Below are 24,805 nucleotides of genomic sequence, written 5' to 3' on the forward strand. Positions count from 1 at the left end.
TCTGATGTGACACGGTTGGAAAAACATATATTTTCCGCTTAAGCATAGAGCATCGACTTATTCGCCGAGCGAGTGCAGCGTATTTCTTCTCCCCTCGAGGAAAAGAAACAAGCGGCAACGCCGCAATCCAAGTCCCTCCAAAAAACATCACCTTCCATCCAACCCAAACCCCGCGCAGGGAGGTTCCCATGCACCATTTCATTATTCTTTCCGGCTGCTCCGGCGGCGGCAAATCAACCCTGCTTGCCGAGCTTGCTCACCGTGGTTTCGCGACCGTCGAGGAACCGGGGCGGCGCATCGTGATTGAGGAAACGAGAAATAACGGCACCGCCCTCCCCTGGATCGACCTGGAAGCCTTTGCCCGCCGGGCGATCGCCATGGCGCTGGAGGACCGGCAAAAGGCGCCATCGGAAGGCTTCGTCTTCTTCGACCGAGGCCTGATCGACGCCGCCTCAGCACTTCATCATATTAGCGGCGATGGATTCATCGAAACGCTGCGGCGCACGCACCGCTATAACCCGCTGGTCTTCCTCACCCCGCCCTGGCCGGAGATCTACCGGGGCGACAGCGAGCGCAAGCATGGTTTCGAGGTGGCAGTGGAGGAATATCAACGCCTGCTGCACGACTATGCCCGTCTGGATTATGAGACGATTGTACTGCCGAAAGCCCCCGTCACGGAACGTGCCGATATTGTGCTGGAGAGGCTGGCGGCTGAAGCTGGCTGAAGGCGCGATCGGAGCCAAATGTTTCGAGCCTTTCCCACCACCGTCATTCCGTCTTTGTGACGGAATCCGTCTGACGTGCGGCTCGGAAAGTGTTTTAGACCAAGGACTTGGGCTGGCTGGGTGCTGAGGCCGGAAATGCCCCGCACCAGAAAGCAGAAAGCCCGGTCTTGCGACCGGGCCTCCATATTGCAGTCCAGTAAGACTTACGTCCCCTGCTGGATGTAGGTGAACTTGCCGTCCGGGCCCTTCTTCCACTCGTACATGACGTAACCGGGAAGCTTCGGGTCGCCCTTCTCGTCGAAGGAGATATCGCCGAGTGCGGTCGGGAAGGTGCCCTTCTTCAGAGCTTCGGCAACCTTTTCCGGCTCAACGGAACCGGCAGCCTTGGCAGCACCGGCAATCGCCTGCAGGGCGGCGTAGGAGTAGAGCGTGTAGGCTTCCGGGTTGAAGCCGGCGGCCTTGAACTTCTCTACCAGTTCCTTGTTTTCAGGACGCAGCGTCGGATCGGGACCGAAGGTGTTCAGCGTGCCTTCGACTGCGTCGCCGGCGATGGAGGCAAGTTCGTTCGAGACGATACCGTCGCCCGAGATGAGCTTCGCCTTCAGACCCTGGTCAGCCGACTGGCGGATGATCAGACCGGCTTCGGTGTGCAGGCCACCCCAGTAGATAACGGAAACGCCGGCTTCCTTCATCTTGGAGATCAGTGCGGAGAAGTCCTTGTCGCCGACATTGACGCCTTCATACATGGCTTCCGTCAGGCCGGCCGCATTGGCTGCCTTCTTGGTTTCGTCGGCAAGGCCCTGACCATAGGGGGTCTTGTCGTGAATGATGGCGATCTTGGCGTCCTTGTAGTGGTCGGCCAGATATTTGCCGGCAATGCCACCCTGCTGGTCGTCACGACCGCAGGTACGGAAGGTGTTCCACAGGCCACGCTCGGTGAAAACGGGGTTGGTCGCAGCAGGCGTTACTTCGAGAATGCCGTTTTCGGCATAAACTTCGGAAGCCGGAATGGAGACGCCGGAGTTGAAGTGACCGACGACGAACTTCACGCCATCAGCAACGAATTTGTTGGCAACCGAGATACCCTGCTTCGGGTCGGAAACGTCATCGCCGAGAACGATCTTGATCTGCTCGCCGTTGATGCCGCCTGCAGCATTGATATCCTTCGCAGCCTGTTCAGCACCCTTCTGAAGCTGAGCGCCAAATGCGGCGTTCGGGCCTGTCAGCGGGCCGCCGACAGCGATCACGATATCGGCCCAGGCCGAACCGCTGAAGGCGACCATGGCGGTCAGCGCAACGGCGGAAAGAAGAGACTTCTTCATTACTATACTCCCAGTTCCTTTGGATGGGTTGACTACCAGGACCTGTTCAGTACCCACCTTAACCGAACAGGAAACGTTCCACTCACGCGAGTATCGTGCAGCCGGAGGAATCCGGCTGTCAATCTTTCTTTTTATATGAAAATGCCGACGTCCGATCGTAGAGCCAATAGTAGTTATTGACCATCTGGCTCGTCCTGCGCATGCGGAAACCGATGCTGGAAAAAGCCAGAAGAAGAACGACGTCAAACACGTAGTAGAAGCCGTTGATGAACGGCCCGTTGAAAAGCGCGAAATGCAGAAACCGCATCACGAGCCCCAAAGCCAGCGTATAAATCACCACACGCGGGAAATCGCCCCAGCCATCGGCGACAGATCTGCCCGTGCGCCACGCCGTCCAGAAACCAAGAAGAACAACCAGTGCGCGCAGAATATAACGCACGCCGCTATCGGTCTCGAATAAAAGGCCCTGCATCTTCTTTCCCCATCAGCGCCGGGATGCAAATGTCCGGCCCTGCCTTGTTGTCGTCCCGCCGTTTTTCCGGCGGGCATTTTATTGTTTGCCACCGGCCATTTCCCCTTCGAAAACGGCCGGCGGCGGTTCGTTATCTTGCGCCGCAAAATTTCCGGCGCAAGTAAAATCTTTCAGTGCCGGCCGCCTTCGAGATAGGCTGCGCGTACCTGCGGATCAGCCAGCAATTCCCTGCCCGAACCGCTCATCGTCACCTTGCCGTTGACCATCACATAGGCGCGGTCGGAAAGCTTCAGTGCCGCAAAGGCGTTCTGCTCAACCAGGAAGACGGTCAGGCCCTCTTCCTGGTTGAGCTTCTTGATGGCCTCGAAGATGCCCTTGACGATCAGCGGGGCAAGGCCCAGCGACGGTTCGTCGAGAAGCAGCAGTTTCGGCCGTGCCATCAGCGCGCGGCCGATGGAGAGCATCTGCTGCTCGCCGCCGGAAAGCGTACCGCCACGCTGGCTCTGACGTTCTTTCAGCCGCGGGAACATGACGAAAATCTTCTCGACGTCCTCTTTGAAATATTTGAGGTTGTCGAGATTGGCCCCCATCTGCAGGTTTTCCAGCACCGTCATGCGCGGGAAAATCCGGCGGCCCTCGGGTGACTGGGCAATGCGCCTGCGGGCGATGAGGTGCGTCGGCAGGCGGGTAATGTCTTCGCCGTCGAACGTCACCTGGCCAGTGCGCGCCTGCGGGCTGCCGCAGATGGTCATCATCAGTGTCGATTTGCCGGCGCCGTTGGCGCCGATAAGGCTGACGATCTCGCCCTTGTTGACCTCGACATCGACACCGGCCAAGGCCCGGATGTTACCGTAGTAGGTTTCGACACCCTGTACTTTGAGAAGCGGTTCACCGGACATCAGGCCACTCCTCCGTCGAGTTCTTCCGCAATCACGTCTTCCACTTCATCATCCTCGACACCCAGATAGGCGGCGATGACCTTCGGGTCGTTCTTCACATGGTCCGGCGAACCGTCGGAAATCTTCTGGCCGTATTCGAGAACCACGACGTGATCGGAAATCTGCATCACCACCGACATGTCGTGCTCGATCAGAAGCAGCGACGTGCCTTCGTCGCGGATACCGCGCAGCAGCGCATTGAGCGCCAGCGATTCCTTCGGGTTGAGACCGGCCGCCGGTTCATCAAGGCAGAGAAGTTCCGGCCCCGTGCACATGGCGCGGGCGATTTCCAGGCGGCGCTGCGCGCCATAGGGCAGATCGCCGGCCGGGTCGTCGGCGCGGTCGGTCAGATCGGCCTTGTCCAGCCAGTATTTGGCCTTATCGATCGAACTGTTGACCGCCCTCTTGTAGGCGGGCAGGCCGAGAAGACCGAGAATGGTGTAGCCCGATGCCTTCATAAGCGCATTGTGCTGCGCCACCAGCAGGTTTTCCAGAACCGTCAGACCCGAAAACAGGCGGATGTTCTGGAAGGTACGCGCCACCTTCGCCTTCTTGGTGATCTCGAAATCCGGCAGGCGCTCCAGAAGATGCGCCTCGCCGTTTTGCTGACGCATGGTGATCATGCCCATCGTCGGCTTGTAGAAGCCGGTGATGCAGTTGAAAACAGTGGTCTTTCCAGCACCGTTCGGGCCGATCAGCGCCGTGATCTCGCCACGCTTCGCCTCGAAGGAGAAGTCATTGATGGCCATCAGGCCGCCAAACCGCATCGAGAGATGTTCGACCTTGAGGATCGTGTCGCCAGTTAGATTGGGTGTCATGTTTGTCGTTCCGGAAGCCATCAACCGTGACCTTCCTTGGTAAAGCTGCCGGAGACGGCCTTGCGTTCCCTGAGGAAGGCCGTCGGTTCTCGTGAGCCGACAAAGCCGCGCGGCTTGAACAGCATGACGATGACCATGGCGAGACCGAACAGCAGCATGCGGTAGAGTTCCGGCGTGAAATCAGGCCCGAAGACATGCTTCAGGAATTCCATTTCGCGCAGCAGCTCCGTGCCGCCGACCATGACGAGGGCGGCAATGGCGATGCCCGTGAGCGAACCCATGCCGCCGAGAACGACAATGGCAAGGATGACGGCCGATTCCAGGAAGACGAAGCTTTCCGGCGATACGAAACCCTGACGGGCGGCGAAGAACGAGCCGGCGAAACCGCCAAACATCGCGCCTGTCGCAAAAGCGGTAAGCTTGGTGATGACGGTATCGATGCCGAGCGAGCGGCAGGCGATTTCGTCTTCACGCAGAGCTTCCCACGCCCGGCCGATCGGCATGCGGCGCAGCTTGATGGTGACGTAAGCCGTCAGCATGCACAGAAGCAGGATCACGTAGAACAGGAAGATCTTGTAATAGGCCGACGACATCGTCAGGCCGAAGGCCTTGGCGAAATTGTTCGGCGCGCCGACATCGAAGGACCAGATGCCGAAGATAGACGCCTTGGCGATGCCGGAAATGCCGAAGGTGCCCTTGGTCACATCCGTCCAGTTCAACAGCACGAGACGGATGATTTCACCGAAGGCGAGCGTGACGATGGCAAGATAGTCGCCACGAAGTCTGAGCACCGGGAAGCCGAGAATGATGCCCCAGAAGCCCGCGAGAATGCCGGCCACCGGCAGAAGCACCCAGAAGGACAGGCCGAGATGGCTTGACAGCAGCGCGTAGGAATAGGCGCCCACCGCATAGAAGGCCACATAACCGAGATCGAGCAGGCCCGCGAGGCCAACGACGATGTTGAGGCCCCACGCCAGCATCACATAGATCAGGATCTGGATGCCGAAATTGTCGACGAATTTCAGCGAGCCCTGAAAACCGAACAGCTGCACGGCGACGACGGGATAAAGCAGCAGCAGGACAAGCGCGAGCTTCAGGAAGTGCTTGTGGAAAAAGCCTTTTTCCTCGGAGATTTCCAGAATGCCGCTTTTGGCCTTGGCAAGCTTGCGGCGATCCATCGACGGCCGGATGAAGCCGACCATCAGGAAACGGCCGATGGCGGCGACGCCGACGAAGATCGACAGAAGACCCCAGCGGGTGCCCCAGATAAGCTGGTTGTTGATATCCTGATAGGTGACGATACCGACGTAAAGAATGAACATGCCGAGCGAGACGATGCCCGCAAAGATGCCTTCCTTCACCGCCGTTGCCATCAGGCTCGGGCTGGAAGTGTCGTTTTCGGAAGCGATATTGGTCATGGGATCACACCTTCTCGACTTCCGGACGACCGAGAATACCGGTCGGCTTGAAGATCAGCACGAAAGCCAGGATGCCGAATGCCGCGACGTCCTTGTAGGCAATGGAGAAATAGGCGGACCAGAGAGATTCGATGAGGCCGATCAGGAGACCGCCGAGAACGGCACCCGGAAGCGAACCGATACCGCCGAGAACCGCTGCGGTAAACGCCTTGACACCCGGAATGAAGCCATCGTTGAACGATGCGACACCGTAATACATCAGATACATCGTACCGGCGACCGCCGCGAGTGCGGCACCCATGATGAAGGTGATCGAGATCGTCTTGTCGACATCCACACCCAGAAGGGCCGCCATCTTGCGGTCCTGTTCCGTGGCGCGCTGCGCCCGGCCGAGCGGAGTCTTGTTGACGATGTACCAGAAGGCGAACAGCAGCACCGATGTCACCGCCATGATGATGAACTGCTTCAGCGAGACGGTGATGGAGCCGAAATGGTAACTGTCCGTCACCATTGACGGGATCGGCTTGTTACGCGGACCCTGTGTCACCTGGATGAAGTTGGACAGCGCGATCGACATGCCGATGGCGGTGATCAGCGGCGCAAGGCGGAACGAGCCTCTGAGCGGACGGTAGGCCACGCGCTCGATCACCCAGTTCCACAGGCCGGTCATCAGCATGGCGACGACCATCATCAAAATCAGAAGAAGCGCCACCGGAATACCGGCAAAAAACGATGTTGCGATCAGAAAAACGATCAGCGCGGCGAAACCGCCAAGCATGAAAATATCGCCATGAGCGAAGTTGATCATGCCGATGATGCCGTAGACCATCGTATAGCCAATTGCGATGAGGCCGTAGATCGATCCAAGAGTCAGCCCGTTGATGAGCTGCTGGATAAAATACTCCATGTCTTTCCCCTGGGCATGACCTCTAATGAGCCACGCCTCGTTTATGTTAATTATAGGGGGAACCTTTTCGATTAGCCCCCACCTGCAAAATGCATATCGTGTTCGCTAAAAATGTGAAGTCAAAAACGGGCGATCCTGCACAAAATTTGGAATTTCCACATTCGTTGCCGTTTTCCCGATCAGAATAGCCAGGATTTCGGCAGTAAGTGCTAAAAAAATGGCGTTCGAATGCTTATTTCAGTGTTGCCTGACGCATTGTTTGACGGGTGGCGGGCAAAAGAGTAGCGAAATAGAGGGGTAAAGGATCCCCGGCACGAAATGGCAACGGCAACAAGATGATCGACATATTGACGAAAGCGGCGCTGGACGCCGGGCAGGCAATCATGGCGGTCCATCGCGCCGGGCCACACGTATCGTACAAGGACGATTGCTCACCCGTGACCGAGGCAGACCAGCGGGCGGAGGTGATCATTCTGCAGGCACTGGCTGCGCATTTTCCCCAAATCCCGGTCATTGCCGAAGAAGCGGTCTCGAACGGCATTCTGCCGGAGACAGGCACGGAATTTTTTCTGGTCGATCCGCTGGATGGGACCAAGGAATTCATTTCCGGCAAGGATGATTTTACCGTCAATATCGCCCTGATCAGAAACGGCGTGCCGGTTGCAGGCGTGGTTTATGCCCCCTGCCGCGGCCAGGCCTGGACCGGCAAGGACAACAGCGCCGAAAAGCTCGCAATATCAGGCGAAGGAGCGATCCTCGCGCGCCACCCCATCCGCGCACGCCAGCGCGGCGCCTCCCCCGTGGCGCTGATCAGCCGCTCGCACTGTACCGCGAAAACGGAAGCCTTCGTGGCCGAACACGGCCTGAAAGACTGCATTTCCGTCGGTTCCTCACTGAAATTCTGCATGCTGGCGGAAGGTGCTGCCGATATCTATCCCCGCTTCAGCCGCACCATGATGTGGGATACGGCGGCAGGCGACGCCGTACTGCGCGCCGCCGGTGGCAGAACGCTGGATTGCGAGGGCCGGCTGCTTGCCTATGAGGTGAGAGGCGATGGTGAAGATGCACTCGCGAACCCGGATTTCATTGCCGAGGGCGCAATGGCGGTTGCGGCGGATATCGCGCGATAGGACGGCGGCGACGCCGGAATATGGTGATTGCGCTTTTCTAGACGTCCGCTTCGGTGTTTGCGGCTTCACCCCCCTCTGCCCTGCCGGGCATCTCCCCCACAAGGGTGGGGATCAACTCGTGGCGGGGTCCCGCCAATCTCGACGTTTGAGAACGAAGCGGGGGTAGCGCATCTTGCTGATCTCCCTCCTTGTGGGGGAGATGCCCGGCAGGGCAGAGGGGGGTGAAGCCGCAGGCACCTGAGGCCCCTTGCCAACTCATGCCATCTCCGCAACCACGGAATGCACTCCCTACCGAAGCCGCAAAAATAATTTCATCCCCGCTCATCCCCGCCCCGCCGCGCCGCATCACAATCGTCGGCGAACAGCCACGGAGCGCGGAAGAGACATCATGACTGAACAGACGGCGAGACTTAGACTTCCTTATATCCTGCCCTCGCAGGCACAGAAACACGTCACCCACAATGAGGCGCTGCAGCGGCTGGACGCGATCGTCCAGCTGGTCATCAAGGACGTGGTCGCCGCCCCGCCCGACAATGCGCCGGAGGGAGACTGCTTCCTGCTCTCGCTTGACGCCGCTGGCGACTGGGCGGGCAAGGGCGGGAAGCTTGCCTTCCGGCAGGACGGTGCATGGCTGCTGATAGCGCCGCAACCCGGCTGGACGGCATGGTTTTCCAGCGAGGGTAAACATCGCGTCCTGCGGGACAGCGCATGGCGGGACGTGCCGCTGCCTGCCGCGGCGACCCTCGAAAAGCTTGGTATTGGCACACAGGCCGATGTCACCAACCGTCTGGCGCTTGCCGCCCCCGCCAGCCTCTTCACCCACACAGAAGAGAACGGCAACCACCGCATGGCGATCAACAAGGCGGCAAAGGCCGATACCGCCTCGCTGCTGTTCCAGTCCGGCTGGAGCGGCCGGGCGGAAATGGGCCTTGCAGGCAATGACGGTTTTTCGATCAAGACCAGCGCCGACGGCATTTCCTGGCACACGGCCCTTTTGTGCAACGGCGACGGCAGGGTCACGATGCCGAACCGGCCCGTGGTTCTGGCCAGCCTGCCTTCGGGCACGACGAGGCCGGCCAACGGCTCGGCTTCGGGGTTTTCAATGCTCTTCATCGATGAGGGTGGTTTCGTTCTCGGCGACGCGGTCGGCACAGGCGGCGGAAGGGAACTCGTCGTTCCCGTGAAAGGTCTCTATCTGGCCACCCTGTCGCTTGCCGTGGTGTCCTCATCCGGGCACCGGGTTTCGCTTGCCGTCAACGGCGCGGCTGGCGGCCTCACTGTAGCGGGCAACGCCTCCAATGCCGGCACCTCGCAGTCGACGACCCTTATTCTGCCCCTCAATGCCGGCGATCGCCTGCGGCTGTTGCATGAGGGAACCGCGGAATTCGCCCACGGCAGCGGGAAAACGTGCCTTTCGCTTGCGGCGTTGTGAGGAAAACAACCGATGGACGATAAAAAACACGATTTTTGGAAAAATTTTTTCCCGACAAAATAAGGCGACTCGAACAGATCGGGCGAAACCGTTCAAATTCTTAATAAATTGTCACGAACTGCTTAGGCAATTTTTAAAGGTACGGGGCTAAAGTTCCCGTCATATGGTCTTGAGTTTGTATAGAGTGTCCAATGACCGAAATGATACGCCCACGAGTTAAATATGTCATCGGCCCCGATGGCAGCCCTCTGACGATTGCGGATCTTCCGCCGTCAAATACCCGTCGATGGGTTATTCGCAGAAAGGCAGAGGTCGTCGCCGCCGTGCGCGGAGGACTGCTGAGCCTTGAGGAAGCCTGCGAGCGTTATACGCTCACCGTCGAAGAATTCCTGTCCTGGCAGTCGTCGATTGCCGATCATGGCCTTGCAGGCCTGCGCACGACGCGCATTCAGCAATATCGCCACTAAACCAGTGCGCCGGCGCGGCAACGCGCCCAAACCGAACTTCCAAAACGCCCCGTCGCATCGACGGGGCTTTTGGTTTGATTTTGGATTTCCCCTGAAAATTGCCAGACACAGCCGGTGACTGTCACCGGTTTGTGTCCACTGCGTTCGCTATCCCGCTGTTTCAATTCAGGCGCAGGCCGTTACAGTGGAAAAAAACGAAAAGCAATGCGAAGGCAGAGATCATGGATATCAAGACAAGCGAAACCGGATCGCGCGGCGAATATTCGGCAACCATCGACGGCCACAAGGCCGAGATGACCTATTCGCGCACCTCCCCTTCCCTCATCATCATCGACCATACCGGCGTGCCCGATGCACTGCGGGGCAAGGGTGTCGGCCAGGCGCTCGCCGCCCATGCCATCGATGAAGCCCGCAAGGGCGGCTGGAAAATCATTCCGCTCTGCCCTTTCTTCAAGGCTCAGACGCTACGCCACCCTGACTGGGCAGATGTTATCAAGGGGTAACTAGCCAGACGGGCTGAGGCTTGGGACAAACCTCAAGTTTGTTTTTTAGCGAAAGCGGAGCCTACACGCTCCGTCACCCCGGCCAGGAGCCGGGGTCCAGCCAGCTCAAATCCTTGAGCTTAAGGGAATCTTCCGCCGCGCAGACGCGCGTCGGCTGGATGCCGGATCAGGCCCGGCATGTCGACGGATAATTTTCAGGCTGCCAGCAATCACGCCACCTTCAGCGGCGGTGTTCCTGCATGTATGCTCCTTCGAACTTCGGCCCGAAATTCCGGCGTATCCTCGGCGCCATGCACTGCCACGGCATGTTGAACCGCCGCTTCCATGAGCTCCTCCGGCGTATCGGCTGAGATGGCGATCGAGCATTTGCTGTCGCTCGGGAATTCGCGGCAATCGATATATTGGCGGGCCATTTGTTTCCTCCCCGCTTCTGGCCCACCCGCGTCCGCGCTGGGCGCGCGTGGGACAAGCCTCCGGCTCTTGGTCGGAACTTCACCAAATTACGCCTTTCCCTGGCCCCGGACAATCGAAAACGCAGGGATTCCCTACATCCCTGCCCCGCAAGAAACCAGCCGGGCAAGGCGCTGCGGTGCACCAAAGCAAAAGGCCGCCAACGAGAGGCGGCCTTCCAGAAAAAAGCATGGGCATCCCGTCATTGAAAGCCGCCTCCTGATCCACCGGCAGCCGTCAATGAGGACGATCCTTATATGATCTTGCGCCAATACCTAGGCGCGGGCGCGGATCGCTCCGTCGCGGTTTTCCAGTGCCGCCGCCTTTTCATATTCGGCCTGCACCTCTTCCAGAGAAGCCTCTGCGGCTTCCTGCTGGGTCTTCAGCTCCCGGATCGAGACCTGAAGATTGTCCGCACGCTGACGCGCGGCCTTGGCGAAGGTCGGATATGCGAAGTGGGTCGGATCGGTAATGCCGGACTTGCTCTCTTCCAGCGATATCTGATGCACCAGTTCCTTTGCCATCCGCTCAAACTCGGACATCATCTGCTGCAACTGGCTAAGTTGCCGGCGTTTTTCATTAACCTGAAATTCTTTCAGGCGAACCAGGCTGTCACGCGACTTCATACGCAATACTCCATGGATAGCGAGACCCGGATCAAAAAGGCACTATGCCCCCTCGATCGGCCCGTTTAACCCGCCCGCTCAACCGGCCCGGTTAACCCGTTGTGCCGGAATGATTCCCAAAAGTTACCCGGCGTTAATAAAAAAACGCCGCCGTTAACCTTTCGTTTACGGGCATCGTTAATGATAAACACGATCATTTAAGGGTCGGTAAATGCCAGGTCCAAAAAAACGGGCCCGACGATGTAAGAGTCGATTGAATCACTTAGCGAGATATCCTCACGTTAAGCTTCAATTTTGGCGATGGTGGATTCACGTGCAAAAACAGCGAAATGCCAACTTTGCTTAATAAATTCGATACACCTTGCCAAAGGCAATTAGAATTTGTTAACCATTTGGTGGCAGCCTGCAAATCAGGCAACGTCTGGATCCGCATCGCGCGAGGCAATGATTTACCAATCTGCGGGCGGCAAAGGGGATAATTATGCGGGTTCTACTTATTGAAGACGACAGCGCAACAGCGCAGAGCATCGAACTGATGCTCAAGTCGGAAAGTTTTAACGTCTACACGACCGACCTCGGCGAGGAAGGCGTGGACCTCGGTAAACTCTACGATTACGACATTATTCTTCTCGATCTCAACCTGCCCGATATGTCGGGTTACGAGGTCTTGAGAACCTTGCGCCTTTCCAAGGTCAAGACACCCATCCTCATCCTCTCCGGCATGGCCGGCATCGAGGACAAGGTTCGTGGTCTCGGCTTCGGCGCAGACGACTACATGACGAAGCCGTTCCACAAGGACGAGCTTGTTGCCCGTATTCACGCAATCGTCCGCCGTTCCAAGGGCCATGCGCAATCGGTCATCTCCACCGGCGAGCTGATCGTCAACCTCGATGCCAAGACGGTTGAAGTGGGCGGCCAGCGCGTTCACCTGACCGGCAAGGAATATCAGATGCTTGAGCTGCTTTCGCTGCGCAAGGGCACGACGCTGACCAAGGAAATGTTCCTGAACCACCTTTATGGCGGCATGGACGAACCGGAACTGAAGATCATCGACGTCTTCATCTGCAAGCTGCGCAAGAAGCTCGCAAATGCCGCAGGCGGCGCAAACTACATCGAAACCGTCTGGGGCCGCGGTTATGTCCTGCGCGAGCCTGATGGAGCCACGGAATTTCTTGAAACCGCCTGATCCCCTTCAGGATATGGCAGTTTTTAAAAGACCCGCTGGCGACAGCGGGTTTTTTGTTGCGATTTCATGATTGGATAGTGCCATGGACCATTCTATCCCCACCCTCAGAACGGAACGCCTGATTTTGCGCCCGCAGATCATGGCGGATTTCCCCGCCTATCGCGACTTTATGGCGTCAACCCGCTCCATCGGCGTCGGCGGACCATATGACCTGCCGTCAACCTGGGGCGTTTTTTGTCACGATCTCGCCAACTGGCATTTTTTCGGCCACGGGGCGCTGATGATCGAACTTGGCGAAACTGGGCAATGTATCGGCCAGGTCGGCATCAATCACGGCCCGCTATTCCCCGAAAAGGAACTGGGCTGGCTGCTTTATGGCGGCCAGGAAGGCCACGGTTATGCTGCGGAAGCGGCCTCTGCACTGCGCGACTGGGCATTCGAGACCCTGAAATTGCAGACGCTGGTCAGCTATGTCTCGCCGCGCAACAGCAAATCCGCAGCGGTTGCACAGCGCCTCGGCGGTGTTATCGACCCATCGGCACCACGGTCTGATCCCGAAGACCTTGCCTATCGGTATCATCCGCAAAAAGTGGCCTGAAGGGTCGGGACGTCGCGCAACGGTTCATCGAGACGTCCCGTACACCTGTCTTAATGCATTTCCACGTTCAGGAAGCCGACAATCGCCTCCGCGATCTGCCGGTGGATGGCCGGGCGGTCCCTGCCCCCGCCGTCACGGCAGACGAAACCTTCCCCCGGTGAAAGCTCCTCGACGATTTTTTCGCCGTTTGGCTTGCATGTCTGCATGAAGCTGAAATGGCTGGCATCCGGTATTTCGCGATAAACCGTGGTCGCCTTTGGCAGATTGCGGGCGATATATTCCGAATCAGCCTTGATAGCGGCAATCTCGGGCGTTTCCACACCGGCGGCCAGAACCAGAACCGGTACATCGACACGTTTCAGCGTTTCCGGCAGGAAACCGGCAGCCGGGCCAGCGTCGAGCGCAATCACCGCGCGGATGCGAGCATCGCGCAAATCCATCGAAAGGCGTGGATCGGCCTTGCCACCGTTAACGATTCCGACCTTGGCCAGCAACCGTGGTGCCTTGCATTGCGGCAGAACCTTCTCCGCATTGCAGTCTTTTAGCGCGAGATCGGCGCTGTAGCGGGCGCCAGTCAGCTCCATGGCGGTCCAGCCTCCGAGAGAATGGCCGATGACCGCGATGCGTGCCCTGTCGATTTTTCCAGCGAGTTGATCGTTATCGAGCAACGCCGTCAACGTTCGGCTGATGTCGCGCGGGCGTTCCCATAACGGCACGATCTCCATCGCATTCTCTTCAGTGAATGATTCGCCCGCGTGATCCGGCGCGGCCACGATATAACCCTGCTGAACAAGCTCACCGGCGATCCAGTTCAGATTGCGCCAGCTTCCGCCAAATCCGTGTGACAGCAACACCAGAGGACGGGAACCGTCCAGAAATGACGCATCAGCTTGAACCTCGAGACCATAAAAAGCAGCGTTTTCGCCCACTGTCTCAGTTTTTCCCGATGGTGCGGACGGATACCACAATGACAGGTTCAGCATTCGCGTGCCCGAATCATCGGACAATTCCAGCTGTCTGAAACCAATAGCGTTCTCCGCCATCACGGGCGCAGCGGTGGAGAGGATGGCGATGGCGACCACAAGAAAATAGCGCATGTGAAGCTCCAAAAATTGATCTTGGATCAACCCTTGGTTCAAACCGCCACCGTCCGAGACCTCGAACAGGTTTCAGGTCGCCCTGAAACGCGATCGAGACGGCACGGCTGGAATGCGCAGCACTAGACCCCCACCACCCGCTCGAAAAGCCGGATGGGATTGCCCCGGAATGTCGAATCGCGAAACAGGCGGAAGCCGAAACGGGCGGCGATGACGAGCGAGGGGGTGTTGAGCGGGTCGATCATGCAGACGGTCCGCTGCGAAATTCCGCTGCGATCAAACCACCCTGTTGCCGCCGCCACCGCCTCGGTCGCGACGCCCTTGCCGTTCAGATCAGCATCGATTTTCCACATCGCTTCTGGCACACCATCGAAATCGGTGCCGTTTCCACGGCGCATATGGGCAAAGCCCACCTCGCCGACGATACGCCCGGAGCTTGCCTCCTCCACGACAAAGGGACCGAAGCCGAAGACCGACCAATGGCCGATGAAGCGCAAAAGACGGGCAAAGGCGATTTCGGGGTCCAGCGGCGTAATCGATGTGACCCCTTCGATGGGCCGGACATCCGCGCTCCAGAACGCACAATAAAGCGCTTCATCCGTGATGGCGTGCGGCCGCAGGACGAGGCGCGCGGTTGTCAGACGTGTCATGAACCTCTTCCCCAAAAGCAAAAAAGGCCGGCGCGTCGGAAAACGCTAACCGGCCCTTTCGCAAAACTACCTCTGCAACTGAACGATCACGCGGCAACCGTCTTTGCGGTAAACACGATGCGATCCTCATGCACCTTGTATTCCACGGCCATATCGGCCTCGTCCGCCAGAAGCAGCGTGTAATAGGGCTGCACGGAATGGGCGTCGACCGCCTCTTCCAGCCTGCCTTCGTAGATCTCGGCGAATTTGGCCGGAATGCGCATCATCTTGCCCTTGACGGTGATTTCGAATTTGGCGTCACCCTCCGGATCTTCCAGCACCACATCCACATTACCCCCGCGCGGGATCGCGCTGTAGGACACGAGAAAGAGGTTGAGCAAAAGTTTGACACGATTTTTCGCGACGATGGCGCGTGGGCCGTTCCAGGTCACTTCGGCCTTCTTTTCGGCGGCAGCGAAATCCTTGGCGGCTTTTTCAGCCTCGCCGGTATCGATCGAAGCGCCAGCGGAGCCGGACGCGCCGAAAGCAAGACGGGCGAACTTCAGCCGCACGGATGCGTTAAGAGCGGATGTGCGGATGAGATCCAGCGCATCGTCATCGGTGCCGCCCTCGTCCAGCAATTCGAGGCCGTTATTGATGGCGCCGACAGGAGAGATCACGTCATGGCACACACGACTGCACAGAAGAGCTGCCAGATCGGGACCGGACAGCGTGATATTGAGTTTGCTCGTCATAAAATTCTCTCCTGCGCAAGGGAGGCGCGGACGGTGTGGAAATTGTTAAGCCATAATGACACCATATTTGGTAAACCGATTGTTAATAGGATGGTTTCAAAATGCCAAATGCCTTAACAGGCCACCCTGGAGCGCCCTGCGTCCGTACGGACGTATAAAGGATGCTCTGGAACTTTGAATCTTCGCATGGGCCCTGCCGAAAATCGATTCGGATTTTCGGGCTGATGCACCAACGAACAGACGGACGGACATGACGATGCGCCTTACGAAAACCCGCACCATTGCACGCCTCGGACTGGGAAAGATTTTTGCGCTCCTTGCCAGCCTTTTGATGTGGGCCGCACCGGCCTCGGCCCAGAACAGCGATCAATATTCTTTTCAGGAAGTCGTGGATGCAGGCCACGGATTCTTCGGTGAAACCACCGGCGGCCTCGCCAAGGTGGTGGAACGCGCCTTCCAGCAATACGGTCTTCCGAACGGTTATATTCTGGGGCAGGAAGGTTCCGGCGCTTTCGTCGCGGGCCTCACCTATGGCGAAGGCACGCTTTATACCAAGAATGCCGGCCAGCATCCCGTCTTCTGGCAAGGCCCCTCGCTCGGCCTCGATTACGGCGGCCAGGGCACCCGCGCCATGATGCTGGTCTACAACCTGCCGTCGGTCGATTCGCTTTATCGCCGTTACGGCGGCGTCAGCGGCTCCGCATTCATCGTCGCCGGCGTCGGCATGACCTATCTGAAAAGCAGCGATGTCACGCTGGCACCCATTCGCACCGGCATCGGCGCGCGCCTCGGCATCAATGTCGGCTACCTGAAGCTTACCCAGGAACCGACCTGGAACCCCTTCTGACGCTGAGATGGGGAGGCACTCTTGCGGCTCCCCGCGCAATTGCCTTGGCGATACCCCTCCCAACGGTTGCAATAATAGCGTAACGTGCTCTCGCGCTCCTCTTTCCGAATGCGCGCGTATCTGAGTTTCGGAGACTGTCTCGCGTGATTGAATATGCCATTCTTTTCGGATTGGGTTTTCTCACCGCAACCCTGCTGGCCTTGCTGATCGCGCCCGCGATCCATCGCCGCATCGTTGCCTATACGGAAAACCGGCTGCGCGCGACAATGCCCATCAGCCCCCAGGAAGTTCGCGCCCAGAAGGATATGGCACGCGCGCTCTATGCCGCCGAAAACGCCAAGGTTCGTCAGGAACTGGACACCGAACGGGAAAAGAACACCTCGCTCCGCCTCGCCAACGAGGCAGCATCCAGCGACGCCTATCGCCTCGGCGAGCAGAACCGCGGCCTTTTGCTGAAAATCGAGGAATTGACGCTGGAAATCGGCGAATTGCGAGGCGCCCTGGACGCCAGCGAGGAACGCACGAGCGCAATACAGGCAAACCTTCTGGAGCAGGAACAGGCCGCAAATGCGCGTGCCGGCCAGATGTCTGAGATCACCGCTCGCCTCACCAATCTGACCCGCGAGCTGGATGATTCGAAAATCCTCGCCGCCACCCGCGATCTGGAGGCCGAGCAGGCAAAACAGACCGCCTCGCGTTTCCGCAAGGAGGGCGAAACGGCGACCCGCGAATTGCAGGATGTCGCTGCCCGCAACAAGGAGGCTATGACGGCGGTTGCGCGCGAAAGCCGCAAGGTCACCCGGCTGGAAGAACAGATCGCCAGTGTCATGGCAAAAAATGCCGATCTCGACACAATGCTGACCCTGCGCAATCAGGAGGTTGCCCGCCTGAAGGAACAGCTTGCCGCAACCGGCGGCCGCGCCGACGACATGATCATCCGTCTGCCCAACCCCGCCGTACTGAACGGTGAAACCGCAAGCCAGCCGCAGAAGGCGCCCGTCCTGCCCGAAATCGCGCCCGTGGTCGCGGCAGACATTCCACCGGTCTTAACCGCCCTCGAACCGGCAGTGCCGCCGCCGGAAGGTCTGGAGCAGGAGATCGAGGATATCCGCAATCAGGGAACGGCACTCACCGAACGCCTGCTGAATGTGCGCGGCACCGGCAACGACGAACCGATCCGTCGCGAAATCGCCCGCATCGCCGCCCAGATGATCGCGCTCACCGCAGCGCAGGAGGGCGAGAAATCGCCGATCCCGGGGCTGCTTGCGAAAGCCACCGCCTCGACCGGCCGTGAGAGCCTTGCGAAGCGGGCGAGTGTGTTGATGGAGAAGCGGAAGGGGTGATACCTCTACGCCTTTGCGTATTCGGCTCACCCCCTCTGCCCTGCCGGGCAGAGGGGGTGAGCCGAATACGCAAAGGGTAAACCTAAACCCGCCCTATCGCCCCGGCCATCTGATAAAGCGCCAGCCCCGAAGCCGTCCCCGCATTCAAACTGTCCAATTGCGGCGACTGCGCAATCCGGGCGGTATGGAACCGAGACAGTACCGATTGCGGCAACCCCTCGCCTTCAGTGCCGATGACCAGCGCCATGCGCTCCGAACGTGGAATATCGCGAATCTCGGTCTCGCCATTCGGCGAAAGGCTCCAGATCGCAAAACCGGCCTGCGAAAGCCGCTCCAGCATCTGCACCGCACCACCGCCGCGATGATAGGGAACCGAGAGAACGGAACCGACGGACACCCGGAGCGCCTTGCGATAGAGCGGATCGCATGAAGTCTCGTCCAGAAACACCGCATCGGCATAAAAGGCCGCGGCGTTGCGGAACATCGCACCCAGATTGTCGTGGTTGGAAATGCCGCAGCCCACCAGCACCAGCGACGAGGCGGGAAGCGCGTCCGTCAACCCGTCCAGCGTAATGTCACGCACCCGGCGGCCGAGCGCCAGAATGCCGCGGTGCAGGTGAAAACCGACAATGCCATCCAGCACCGGCGCTTCCGCCACATAGACCGGCACATCGGGCGGAAAATCGGCTAGGATATCCGCGACGCCGGAAAGCCGGTTCTTGAGGATGAGAATGCTTTCCGCCGCAAAGGCCCCACCCGCCTTGTGGGCGGCGGCCAGCATGCGCAACACAACCGTGCCTTCCGCGATGAAACGGCCCTGGCGACCGGTGAGATCACGCTCGCGAATATCGCGAAAGGCGGCAATGCGCGGATCGGCCGGGTCTTCGACCGGGATCAGAGCCCGACCGTCCAGGAGCGCATGCGCTCCCGCCGGATCAATATCCTCACTGGGCATCGACCGTCACATCGGCGAGAAACCGGCCGGCCGCGACGTTGAAGACCAGCGCCTTGCGGGTGCCGTTGGCAAGCTTGCCGTAAAACAGCATGTCACCGCCGGAATAGCTGACATTGTCGATTGTAAAGCCCTGCGGCAGGCTGGCGGTCACGGCAAGCGGTCCGTTGCCGGTGGGAACAGCCAGATTTTGCGGTACGCTCTGCGTTACAACGGTTTTCGATGGTCCTACCGCCTTGTAGACAACCGCGCCGAACACAGCCATAAGGCTGATGAACATCACGGAGCCCGACACGATCTGCAAACGGATCATCTTGCGGCGAACTTTATCCATGGCCGGATCAAGCGGCTTGTCTTCCTGTTCGTCTTGCTCGATGTGCGTCATCGGGTTCCCTAGAATGCTGATTGATCGGAAAAATAAGAATGAACGACCCCTTTAAACAAGGCGGAGACGCAAGGAAAGTCCTGATTGCCGGCGAAGACGCCGAAGGCCGCATCGATGTGTGGCTGGCGGGCGAAGTTGGCGGCGATCTGTCGCGCAGCCGCCTGAAAGCCCTGATCGAGCAGGGTGCCGTTTTATTGAACGGCACGCCGGTGACCGAGCCGAAAAAGAAGGTTCACCCGCACGACCGCGTCGAGATCGTCATGCCGGAGCCGGAAGACCCCGAACCCAAGGGCGAGGATATCCCGCTCGATGTGGAATATGAGGACGACGACCTGATCGTGCTCGTCAAACCCGCCGGTCTCGTCGTGCATCCCGGCGCCGGCAACTGGACCGGAACGCTGGTCAACGCCCTCATCTATCATTGCGGCGACAGCCTCTCCGGCATTGGCGGCGTGAAGCGCCCCGGCATCGTGCATCGGCTGGACAAGGAAACCTCCGGCGTCATGGTCGTGGCGAAAAACGACAATGCACACCGCCATCTCGCCGCGCAATTTGCCGATCACGGCCGCACCGGCCCGCTGGAACGCGCCTACAAGGCCGTCGTCTGGGGCCGACCGCGCACGCTGCGCGGCACCATTGACGCCGCACTCGGCCGCGGCGCCGACCGCACCAAACGCGCCGTCAAGCGCGAGGACACGGACGATGCCCGCGAGGCGATCACCCATTACGAGGTTATGGAACGTTTCCATGAAAAGGCGGATGCGTCCTGCCTCGCCTCGATGGTGGAGTGCCGCCTGGAAACCGGCCGCACCCACCAGATCCGCGTGCACATGGCCCATATCGGCCATCCGCTGATCGGCGACCCCGAATATGGCGCGGCCTTCCGCACCAAGGCGAACCTGCTTGAGGAACCGGCAAGAAGCACCGTCAACCGCTTTCCGCGACAGGCGCTGCATGCCTATCTCCTGGCCTTCGAACACCCCCGCACCGGCGAGGTGATGGAATTCGAAACAGACATGCCTGATGATATGGAAGAACTGCTCGTCGCCCTGCGGAGCTGAAAATGCCGCACGGCGAGGTCAAAAAAACCACGCCGTGCATCTTGCCGGAAGCCACGGAAAATAAAAAGAGATTAGCGGATAGCGATATTCCCCACATGGTCTTTCTTGTAGACCGCCCCAATTCCGCTTCAATCGTCGCACCTCTTCGAACCCCGGAAAGCTTGAAATCGTCACCGCGAATGCCGTGGCCGGACCTCTGGCTTGCCGAAAGACAGACGTTGCAAGGAACGCCGTTTTATCCGCAGAGCTGAACGGAACCGGCATGACGACGGGATCTATCGCGCATGAACACCGATGAACGCCAGTTTATCTTTCAGGAATTACGAAGCGTCGAAGGCTATATCGACCCACCCGACGCGCTTGTCTTCAAGGCGCTGCTGCAGGCGCAGACAAGGGACGGCCTGAAGGGCGGCATGGCGGAGATCGGCGTCTATTATGGCCGCTCCTATTTTCTGCTGCGCAAATTTGCGCAGCCGCAGGAAAAGGTTCTGGGCGTCGACCTGTTCGAACTCGACCCACCCTCGGACGGAAGCCTCGACCAATATGACCGCCTGATGGAAAACGGCAGGCGGTTGGGTTTTGCGATGGATGAGGACTTGATCATCAAGGGCGACAGCACCCGGCTCGCACCCACCGATATTACGTCGCGGACCGGTCCCGTCAGGTTCTTCAGCATCGACGGCGGGCACCACCTGCACCATGTGCTGGCGGACGCGAAACTGGCGCTGGAGGTGATCGCCCCGTACGGCGTCATCGTCTTCGACGATACCTTCAACCCCGCATGGCCGGAAGTGACCGTTGGCGTCGCCGATTTTCTGCGCACCCACGGCCACAGCCTCGCCTGCTTCGCCATGACGAAATACAAGACCTATGTCTGCCGCCGGGAATTTCACGCTGTCTACGCGGACGCGATTGCCTCTGGCCCCGACTTGCAGACACTCGATCATGTCGAAACGGAGTTTCTCGGCTCCCGGGTCGTTCGCCTGCACAACCCCACCCGCCGGCGGGTCATGTATGAGTTGATGGTGCGCTCCGGTCTCGGTGGTTTTTCGGAACGAATTTACCGTTCGAAAGTTAAACAGGTCAAAGAAGGTGTCGCCGGGACATAACGCATGTGTGAACGCTGTGTTCGCTTGAAACGCGGCGGGTGCATACATATTTGTTACGTGGGTTCGTGCGGGGTCGGTAACGACCCGCCACTAGCGGTGTGCCTTGGGCGAGTAATCGCCAATCGATGAGGGTGCCGTTCCAGACCATAGATAAGGGGGTGCTTTATGGCCCGCAATAGTTTGCCTACAATTACGGCCGGCGAAGCCGGTCTCAATAGATATCTCGACGAAATCCGTAAATTCCCGATGCTGGAGCCGCAGGAAGAGTACATGCTTGGCAAGCGTTACGCCGAGCATGGCGACCGCGACGCCGCTCACAAGCTCGTCACCAGCCACCTGCGCCTTGTTGCCAAGATTGCCATGGGTTACCGCGGTTACGGCCTGCCGATTGGCGAAGTCGTGTCCGAAGGCAATGTCGGCCTGATGCAGGCGGTGAAGAAGTTTGATCCGGAACGCGGTTTCCGTCTGGCCACCTACGCCATGTGGTGGATCAAGGCTTCGATCCAGGAATATATCCTGCGTTCGTGGTCGCTGGTGAAAATGGGTACGACTGCCAACCAGAAACGCCTGTTCTTCAACCTGCGCCGGCTGAAAGGCCGTATCCAGGCGATCGACGATGGCGATCTGAAGCCGGAACACGTCAAGGAAATCGCCACCAAGCTGCAGGTTTCCGAGGAAGAAGTGATCTCGATGAACCGCCGCCTGCATGGCGACGCATCGCTGAATGCGCCCATCAAGGCATCCGAAGGCGAATCCGGCCAATGGCAGGACTGGCTGGTGGACGACCATGAAAGCCAGGAAGCCGTGCTGATCGAGCAGGACGAGCTGGAAACCCGCCGCCGCATGCTGGCCAAGGCCATGGGCGTGCTGAACGATCGTGAACGCCGCATCTTCGAGGCCCGCCGCCTTGCCGAAGATCCGGTGACGCTGGAAGAACTCTCATCCGAGTTCGATATCAGCCGCGAACGCGTGCGCCAGATCGAGGTTCGCGCCTTCGAGAAGGTTCAGGAAGCGGTGCAGAAGGAAGCCCTCGAAGCCGCCCGCGCGCTGCGCGTGGTGGATGCGTAAGGCTCGGTCTTTTTAAGAGAGTGGGGCTGAACTTATCGGCTACGTCATCCTCGGGCCTGTCCCGAGGATGACTGCGCAGTAATTGGCTCGACTGCCATCCCATCTCACTCCCCTTGGTGTCCGGCGTGACGAAAAAGTGAGATTCTTTGCCAGTAAATTTCTAAGCCCGCAGATCGCGAGATCTGCGGGCTTTTTATTTGCAAGACATAAGGAAGAAATGAGGGGACCGGCTTTAGCGATCCCCAAGATCATCACTGACCGGTCGCGGGCTTTGCAGCCGCCCATTCGCGTAGCGCCGTGTCGAAGGCGGCGATGCCGTCATTGCCCTTTTGCAAGGTCAGAAGCGCACGGCGGCCGTTGCGGTAGGAAACCGGGATGTCGATCCAGTTGCGGCTCTTCAACAGCTCCAGATTGGTCTTCATCGCATCCGGGAAGTCGTTAAGCGCGATCATGTGGAAATCGTCGGTGATTTTGGCCGGAACCGCGATCAGGGCGTTACCACGATCCTGCTCCGTGCTCTTCATCGCGATACGCTGGACGCTGTCGATCGCGCCGCCTTCGAAGCCGGGCGAAACCGAGAAGACGATCTCGATCAGATGGCTTGCCGGAAGCGACGGATCGGTGTTGCGCTTGAAGGTGATGAGCGCACTGAGGCCACGGCCGGGAACCGTGATCTGGCCCTGCACCGTTGCGGACGGACGACCCTCATTGTCGTTCTCCTGCTGCAAGGACCAGGAAACGCTGCCCTGAATGGCGGTCGGAACCGTCTGGCCCAGCACCTCCTCGTAGAGGAACATGCGGTCGCCCGTGGCGGCTGCGGCCGCAGCAGGCGGCTGTGCCGGCGGCGTACCAGCCGGAGTACCCGCAGCCGTATTGGCCGGAGCCTCGCCCGCAGGCGGCGGCGCAACATTCTGCTCATAGACCGACTGGCCTTCCGCCGTGACGGGCTGGCCATTGGCGCCCGGCGCCGGCCCCTCGTCGCGCTCGGTCCCGTCGGCAAGAAGCCGCTGGGTGAACTTCGTGCCGGTGACGGACCCGTCATCGGCATGCGGCTGCGCCTGATGATTGGTCGGGCTTGTCGTCGGCTGCTGCCCGCTGGCGGGCGGCTGCTGGGCAGCTGGCGGTGTGGATGTCGGCGTCTGCGCCGTATTGGCTGGAGGCGTCTGGGTGCCGCCATCCTTCTGTGCCGATTGCACCAGGCCGCCGACCATGTCGTTCAGCGCATCACGGTTCAACCACAGCGCATAACCACCACCGGCAAGAAGCCCGGCGCCCACAAGCGCAAGTACCAGCGAGGCATAATTCCGGCGCGGCTTCTTCTTGACCATGTAAGCGGGCGTCGCGGCACCAGCACCGAGAGCGGGCATTTCGTTCGTCGTTGCCCGGCTGGAAGACGATGCGCCGTCATAACCGATCAGCTCGTCCAGATCGTCCCAGGGCGTGCGCTCCTTGTTGTCCTTGGAGGCACGGTCATCGAAGGGATCGTTATCGGCGCGCGGCAACGCAGGCGTGGCCTTCGGCGGGATCGCGAGATCCGTGTCCTCGAAATAGGACGAGAAGTCCTCGACGACGGCAGCCTTTTTCGGGGCCGTGTCTTCGGTCTGCCGGGGTTCGGAAAAATCGTCGTGCCCGCCAAAAATCGGATCGTGATCGGCAGCAGCGCGGTAACCGGCATGCTCGTTCCCGTCGCGCCGCTCAGGCTCGAAGCTGACATCCGGGGCCTGATAGTGCTGCGCGGAATAACCGGCGACGACGGAATGGTCGTCCCTCTCGTGGTGCACTTCGGCCTCGGCAGCCGGGCGAACATCCTCGTCTTGCGCTTCTTCGAGCTTGCGCCAGTCATCCTCGTCAACCGGCTGCGCCCAATGGGGCGGCACGGAATCATCGGCATGGGGGGCCGCCGCTTCAGGCGCGATATCGTCAACGCGCTCGTCCTCCGGCTGATAGGCCGGCTCTTCATGCGCGCGGGTGAAATAGGTACCGGCTTCCTCGTGAGGACCGGCTTCATGAATCGGCGCGACACGGGCCGGTTCGGGTGCGTCGTAAAGCTCCTCCGGCTCACGCGCGCCGTAATGCTGCTCCTCATGCGGGATTAAAGCGGCGACGGGTTCCTCGGTGCGAGGCTCCTCTTCGCGGGCCGGTTCTTCATAAACCGGCTCTGGCTGGACAGGATAAACCGGCTCCGAATGTGCGGGCACAACCGGAGCAGGCTCTTCCTCCACCGGCTCGTACCGCTCGGCGGCATGAACGGCAGGCTCTTCGGCAACGTCCTGCGGATGATAGACAGCATCCGCCTCTTCCGCCACGGGGGAGAAAGCATCATCCTCCTCCAGTGCCGGCAAGGCCTCGGCATATTCACTGTCCACCTCGGCTATGGCGGCGTCCAGCTTGGCGATCTGCCGGCGCAACAATTCTTCCGGCGGACGTGGCTTCATATTCTCGAGCTGGCGCACAACCGCACTGCGCGCCTTGTCGTAAACCTTCGCCCGGTTTTCGGGAGTATTGTTCGCCAAGCCATCCACGGCCTTGCGAATGACTGCTACAAAATCCGCCATAAGCACTTTCTC

Annotated in this window: 27 protein-coding genes; 13 read left to right on the top strand and 14 right to left on the bottom strand. The window is 59.5% G+C overall.

The genetic code is table 11. From position 1 onward, the window contains the following. Nucleotides 1–188 precede the first annotated feature (188 nt). A complete protein-coding gene (locus ACZ5A6_RS10480; protein WP_174060986.1) occupies nucleotides 189–725 on the top strand; it encodes an AAA family ATPase in 537 nt (178 codons plus the stop codon). Between the two features lie 203 nt (nucleotides 726–928). Here ACZ5A6_RS10480 and ACZ5A6_RS10485 read toward each other — a convergent pair whose 3' ends face one another. The 6 genes from ACZ5A6_RS10485 to ACZ5A6_RS10510 all read right to left on the bottom strand — a co-directional run bounded on the left by ACZ5A6_RS10485 (nucleotide 929) and on the right by ACZ5A6_RS10510 (nucleotide 6,600). Then, a complete protein-coding gene (locus ACZ5A6_RS10485) occupies nucleotides 929–2,047 on the bottom strand; it encodes a branched-chain amino acid ABC transporter substrate-binding protein (RefSeq protein WP_003513936.1) in 1,119 nt (372 codons plus the stop codon). Nucleotides 2,048–2,165: 118 nt separating this feature from the next. Then, on the bottom strand, nucleotides 2,166–2,519 hold the full coding sequence (locus ACZ5A6_RS10490; RefSeq protein ID WP_003513938.1) for a DUF6867 family protein: 354 nt from the start codon (nucleotides 2,517–2,519) through the stop codon (nucleotides 2,166–2,168). A 170-nt stretch (nucleotides 2,520–2,689) separates the two neighbouring features. Next, nucleotides 2,690–3,418, bottom strand: a complete 729-nt coding sequence (locus ACZ5A6_RS10495) for an ABC transporter ATP-binding protein (RefSeq protein ID WP_013636723.1) — start codon at nucleotides 3,416–3,418, stop codon at nucleotides 2,690–2,692. Continuing rightward, nucleotides 3,418–4,296, bottom strand: coding sequence for an ABC transporter ATP-binding protein (locus ACZ5A6_RS10500; protein WP_019565106.1), 879 nt, complete (start codon nucleotides 4,294–4,296; stop codon nucleotides 3,418–3,420). The genes ACZ5A6_RS10495 and ACZ5A6_RS10500 overlap by 1 nt, the downstream gene beginning before the upstream one ends. Beyond that, nucleotides 4,296–5,648, bottom strand: coding sequence for a high-affinity branched-chain amino acid ABC transporter permease LivM (gene livM / locus ACZ5A6_RS10505; protein WP_370647612.1), 1,353 nt, complete (start codon nucleotides 5,646–5,648; stop codon nucleotides 4,296–4,298). The genes ACZ5A6_RS10500 and livM overlap by 1 nt, the downstream gene beginning before the upstream one ends. 49 nt (nucleotides 5,649–5,697) lie before the next feature. After that, nucleotides 5,698–6,600: a branched-chain amino acid ABC transporter permease gene (locus ACZ5A6_RS10510; protein ID WP_003513958.1), complete on the bottom strand. Its 903-nt coding sequence runs from the start codon at nucleotides 6,598–6,600 to the stop codon at nucleotides 5,698–5,700. Between the two features lie 335 nt (nucleotides 6,601–6,935). On the opposite strand from ACZ5A6_RS10510, the gene cysQ reads away from it, so the two are divergent. The 4 genes from cysQ to ACZ5A6_RS10530 all read left to right on the top strand — a co-directional run bounded on the left by cysQ (nucleotide 6,936) and on the right by ACZ5A6_RS10530 (nucleotide 10,132). After that, nucleotides 6,936–7,730 (top strand): 3'(2'),5'-bisphosphate nucleotidase CysQ, encoded by a 795-nt coding sequence (gene cysQ, locus ACZ5A6_RS10515; protein ID WP_174060984.1) that lies wholly within the window; start codon nucleotides 6,936–6,938, stop codon nucleotides 7,728–7,730. 388 nt (nucleotides 7,731–8,118) lie between these two features. Beyond that, nucleotides 8,119–9,162: a DUF2793 domain-containing protein gene (locus ACZ5A6_RS10520; protein ID WP_174060983.1), complete on the top strand. Its 1,044-nt coding sequence runs from the start codon at nucleotides 8,119–8,121 to the stop codon at nucleotides 9,160–9,162. Between the two features lie 191 nt (nucleotides 9,163–9,353). Further along, complete coding sequence (gene sciP, locus ACZ5A6_RS10525; RefSeq protein ID WP_003513963.1) at nucleotides 9,354–9,629, top strand: CtrA inhibitor SciP; 276 nt, start codon at nucleotides 9,354–9,356, stop codon at nucleotides 9,627–9,629. Between the two features lie 221 nt (nucleotides 9,630–9,850). Further along, the gene (locus ACZ5A6_RS10530; RefSeq protein ID WP_026330753.1) at nucleotides 9,851–10,132 is read left to right on the top strand and encodes a GNAT family N-acetyltransferase; all 282 of its coding nucleotides are present in this window, start codon (nucleotides 9,851–9,853) and stop codon (nucleotides 10,130–10,132) included. A gap of 209 nt (nucleotides 10,133–10,341) precedes the next feature. On the opposite strand, the gene ACZ5A6_RS10535 is transcribed toward ACZ5A6_RS10530, so the two are convergent. Both ACZ5A6_RS10535 and ACZ5A6_RS10540 read right to left on the bottom strand, forming a co-directional pair. Next, complete coding sequence (locus tag ACZ5A6_RS10535) at nucleotides 10,342–10,545, bottom strand: DUF1059 domain-containing protein (protein ID WP_003513967.1); 204 nt, start codon at nucleotides 10,543–10,545, stop codon at nucleotides 10,342–10,344. Nucleotides 10,546–10,857: 312 nt separating this feature from the next. Continuing rightward, complete coding sequence (locus ACZ5A6_RS10540; protein WP_013636730.1) at nucleotides 10,858–11,208, bottom strand: flagellar export protein FliJ; 351 nt, start codon at nucleotides 11,206–11,208, stop codon at nucleotides 10,858–10,860. Nucleotides 11,209–11,689: 481 nt separating this feature from the next. Here ACZ5A6_RS10540 and ctrA point away from each other — a divergent pair, with 481 nt between their 5' ends. Both ctrA and ACZ5A6_RS10550 read left to right on the top strand, forming a co-directional pair. Further along, on the top strand, nucleotides 11,690–12,394 hold the full coding sequence (ctrA, locus tag ACZ5A6_RS10545; RefSeq protein ID WP_003491823.1) for a response regulator transcription factor CtrA: 705 nt from the start codon (nucleotides 11,690–11,692) through the stop codon (nucleotides 12,392–12,394). An 82-nt stretch (nucleotides 12,395–12,476) separates the two neighbouring features. Then, complete coding sequence (locus ACZ5A6_RS10550) at nucleotides 12,477–12,992, top strand: GNAT family N-acetyltransferase (RefSeq protein ID WP_111784155.1); 516 nt, start codon at nucleotides 12,477–12,479, stop codon at nucleotides 12,990–12,992. Nucleotides 12,993–13,042: 50 nt separating this feature from the next. On the opposite strand, the gene ACZ5A6_RS10555 is transcribed toward ACZ5A6_RS10550, so the two are convergent. From ACZ5A6_RS10555 to chpT, 3 genes are all read right to left on the bottom strand, one after another. Beyond that, nucleotides 13,043–14,089, bottom strand: a complete 1,047-nt coding sequence (locus tag ACZ5A6_RS10555; RefSeq protein WP_464110939.1) for an alpha/beta hydrolase family protein — start codon at nucleotides 14,087–14,089, stop codon at nucleotides 13,043–13,045. 122 nt (nucleotides 14,090–14,211) lie between these two features. After that, complete coding sequence (locus tag ACZ5A6_RS10560) at nucleotides 14,212–14,739, bottom strand: GNAT family N-acetyltransferase (RefSeq protein WP_013636733.1); 528 nt, start codon at nucleotides 14,737–14,739, stop codon at nucleotides 14,212–14,214. 86 nt (nucleotides 14,740–14,825) lie between these two features. After that, the gene (gene chpT, locus ACZ5A6_RS10565) at nucleotides 14,826–15,473 is read right to left on the bottom strand and encodes a histidine phosphotransferase ChpT (protein WP_113472908.1); all 648 of its coding nucleotides are present in this window, start codon (nucleotides 15,471–15,473) and stop codon (nucleotides 14,826–14,828) included. 250 nt (nucleotides 15,474–15,723) lie between these two features. Between chpT and ACZ5A6_RS10570 the strand changes: the two genes are divergently transcribed. Both ACZ5A6_RS10570 and ACZ5A6_RS10575 read left to right on the top strand, forming a co-directional pair. After that, nucleotides 15,724–16,320, top strand: a complete 597-nt coding sequence (locus ACZ5A6_RS10570) for a DUF1134 domain-containing protein (protein ID WP_003513975.1) — start codon at nucleotides 15,724–15,726, stop codon at nucleotides 16,318–16,320. A gap of 143 nt (nucleotides 16,321–16,463) precedes the next feature. Next, nucleotides 16,464–17,663 carry a coiled-coil domain-containing protein gene (locus ACZ5A6_RS10575; RefSeq protein ID WP_174060981.1) on the top strand — a complete coding sequence of 400 codons (1,200 nt, stop codon included), beginning with the start codon at nucleotides 16,464–16,466 and terminating at the stop codon, nucleotides 17,661–17,663. Nucleotides 17,664–17,745: 82 nt separating this feature from the next. Here the strand turns inward: ACZ5A6_RS10575 and ACZ5A6_RS10580 are convergent, their stop codons facing one another. Next, on the bottom strand, nucleotides 17,746–18,618 hold the full coding sequence (locus ACZ5A6_RS10580) for a TrmH family RNA methyltransferase (protein ID WP_025594351.1): 873 nt from the start codon (nucleotides 18,616–18,618) through the stop codon (nucleotides 17,746–17,748). Next, nucleotides 18,608–19,000, bottom strand: a complete 393-nt coding sequence (locus ACZ5A6_RS10585) for a hypothetical protein (RefSeq protein WP_003513978.1) — start codon at nucleotides 18,998–19,000, stop codon at nucleotides 18,608–18,610. The genes ACZ5A6_RS10580 and ACZ5A6_RS10585 overlap by 11 nt, the downstream gene beginning before the upstream one ends. A 38-nt stretch (nucleotides 19,001–19,038) precedes the next feature. Here ACZ5A6_RS10585 and ACZ5A6_RS10590 point away from each other — a divergent pair, with 38 nt between their 5' ends. The 4 genes from ACZ5A6_RS10590 (at nucleotide 19,039) to rpoH (ending at nucleotide 22,238) form a co-directional block, all read left to right on the top strand. Continuing rightward, the gene (locus ACZ5A6_RS10590; protein WP_080797816.1) at nucleotides 19,039–20,061 is read left to right on the top strand and encodes an RluA family pseudouridine synthase; all 1,023 of its coding nucleotides are present in this window, start codon (nucleotides 19,039–19,041) and stop codon (nucleotides 20,059–20,061) included. Between the two features lie 2 nt (nucleotides 20,062–20,063). Beyond that, a complete protein-coding gene (locus ACZ5A6_RS10595; RefSeq protein WP_003513980.1) occupies nucleotides 20,064–20,312 on the top strand; it encodes a hypothetical protein in 249 nt (82 codons plus the stop codon). A 33-nt stretch (nucleotides 20,313–20,345) separates the two neighbouring features. After that, nucleotides 20,346–21,170, top strand: coding sequence for a class I SAM-dependent methyltransferase (locus ACZ5A6_RS10600; RefSeq protein ID WP_112402913.1), 825 nt, complete (start codon nucleotides 20,346–20,348; stop codon nucleotides 21,168–21,170). 165 nt (nucleotides 21,171–21,335) lie between these two features. Beyond that, nucleotides 21,336–22,238, top strand: a complete 903-nt coding sequence (rpoH, locus tag ACZ5A6_RS10605) for an RNA polymerase sigma factor RpoH (protein WP_003491840.1) — start codon at nucleotides 21,336–21,338, stop codon at nucleotides 22,236–22,238. A gap of 251 nt (nucleotides 22,239–22,489) precedes the next feature. Here the strand turns inward: rpoH and ACZ5A6_RS10610 are convergent, their stop codons facing one another. Further along, nucleotides 22,490–24,793 carry a hypothetical protein gene (locus tag ACZ5A6_RS10610; protein ID WP_174060980.1) on the bottom strand — a complete coding sequence of 768 codons (2,304 nt, stop codon included), beginning with the start codon at nucleotides 24,791–24,793 and terminating at the stop codon, nucleotides 22,490–22,492. Between the last annotated feature and the right edge of the window lie 12 nt (nucleotides 24,794–24,805).

It is taken from the genome of Agrobacterium sp. 6Ca8 (assembly GCF_055382765.1).

Bases quoted from the DNA above. Each gene is read 5' to 3' on its own strand.
- ACZ5A6_RS10535 (WP_003513967.1), bottom strand. From the start codon at position 10,545: ATGGCCCGCCAATATATCGATTGCCGCGAATTCCCGAGCGACAGCAAA.
- ACZ5A6_RS10610 (WP_174060980.1), bottom strand. From the start codon at position 24,793: ATGGCGGATTTTGTAGCAGTCATTCGCAAGGCCGTGGATGGCTTGGCG.
- ACZ5A6_RS10570 (WP_003513975.1), top strand. From the start codon at position 15,724: ATGACGATGCGCCTTACGAAAACCCGCACCATTGCACGCCTCGGACTG.
- sciP (WP_003513963.1), top strand. From the start codon at position 9,354: ATGACCGAAATGATACGCCCACGAGTTAAATATGTCATCGGCCCCGAT.
- ACZ5A6_RS10555 (WP_464110939.1), bottom strand. From the start codon at position 14,089: ATGCGCTATTTTCTTGTGGTCGCCATCGCCATCCTCTCCACCGCTGCG.
- livM (WP_370647612.1), bottom strand. From the start codon at position 5,648: ATGGCAACGGCGGTGAAGGAAGGCATCTTTGCGGGCATCGTCTCGCTC.
- ctrA (WP_003491823.1), top strand. From the start codon at position 11,690: ATGCGGGTTCTACTTATTGAAGACGACAGCGCAACAGCGCAGAGCATC.
- ACZ5A6_RS10540 (WP_013636730.1), bottom strand. From the start codon at position 11,208: ATGAAGTCGCGTGACAGCCTGGTTCGCCTGAAAGAATTTCAGGTTAAT.
- ACZ5A6_RS10500 (WP_019565106.1), bottom strand. From the start codon at position 4,296: ATGGCTTCCGGAACGACAAACATGACACCCAATCTAACTGGCGACACG.
- ACZ5A6_RS10490 (WP_003513938.1), bottom strand. From the start codon at position 2,519: ATGCAGGGCCTTTTATTCGAGACCGATAGCGGCGTGCGTTATATTCTG.
- ACZ5A6_RS10485 (WP_003513936.1), bottom strand. From the start codon at position 2,047: ATGAAGAAGTCTCTTCTTTCCGCCGTTGCGCTGACCGCCATGGTCGCC.
- ACZ5A6_RS10600 (WP_112402913.1), top strand. From the start codon at position 20,346: ATGAACACCGATGAACGCCAGTTTATCTTTCAGGAATTACGAAGCGTC.
- ACZ5A6_RS10585 (WP_003513978.1), bottom strand. From the start codon at position 19,000: ATGACGCACATCGAGCAAGACGAACAGGAAGACAAGCCGCTTGATCCG.
- ACZ5A6_RS10520 (WP_174060983.1), top strand. From the start codon at position 8,119: ATGACTGAACAGACGGCGAGACTTAGACTTCCTTATATCCTGCCCTCG.
- ACZ5A6_RS10495 (WP_013636723.1), bottom strand. From the start codon at position 3,418: ATGTCCGGTGAACCGCTTCTCAAAGTACAGGGTGTCGAAACCTACTAC.
- rpoH (WP_003491840.1), top strand. From the start codon at position 21,336: ATGGCCCGCAATAGTTTGCCTACAATTACGGCCGGCGAAGCCGGTCTC.
- ACZ5A6_RS10595 (WP_003513980.1), top strand. From the start codon at position 20,064: ATGCCGCACGGCGAGGTCAAAAAAACCACGCCGTGCATCTTGCCGGAA.
- ACZ5A6_RS10480 (WP_174060986.1), top strand. From the start codon at position 189: ATGCACCATTTCATTATTCTTTCCGGCTGCTCCGGCGGCGGCAAATCA.
- ACZ5A6_RS10530 (WP_026330753.1), top strand. From the start codon at position 9,851: ATGGATATCAAGACAAGCGAAACCGGATCGCGCGGCGAATATTCGGCA.
- chpT (WP_113472908.1), bottom strand. From the start codon at position 15,473: ATGACGAGCAAACTCAATATCACGCTGTCCGGTCCCGATCTGGCAGCT.
- ACZ5A6_RS10510 (WP_003513958.1), bottom strand. From the start codon at position 6,600: ATGGAGTATTTTATCCAGCAGCTCATCAACGGGCTGACTCTTGGATCG.
- ACZ5A6_RS10550 (WP_111784155.1), top strand. From the start codon at position 12,477: ATGGACCATTCTATCCCCACCCTCAGAACGGAACGCCTGATTTTGCGC.
- cysQ (WP_174060984.1), top strand. From the start codon at position 6,936: ATGATCGACATATTGACGAAAGCGGCGCTGGACGCCGGGCAGGCAATC.
- ACZ5A6_RS10590 (WP_080797816.1), top strand. From the start codon at position 19,039: ATGAACGACCCCTTTAAACAAGGCGGAGACGCAAGGAAAGTCCTGATT.
- ACZ5A6_RS10560 (WP_013636733.1), bottom strand. From the start codon at position 14,739: ATGACACGTCTGACAACCGCGCGCCTCGTCCTGCGGCCGCACGCCATC.
- ACZ5A6_RS10580 (WP_025594351.1), bottom strand. From the start codon at position 18,618: ATGCCCAGTGAGGATATTGATCCGGCGGGAGCGCATGCGCTCCTGGAC.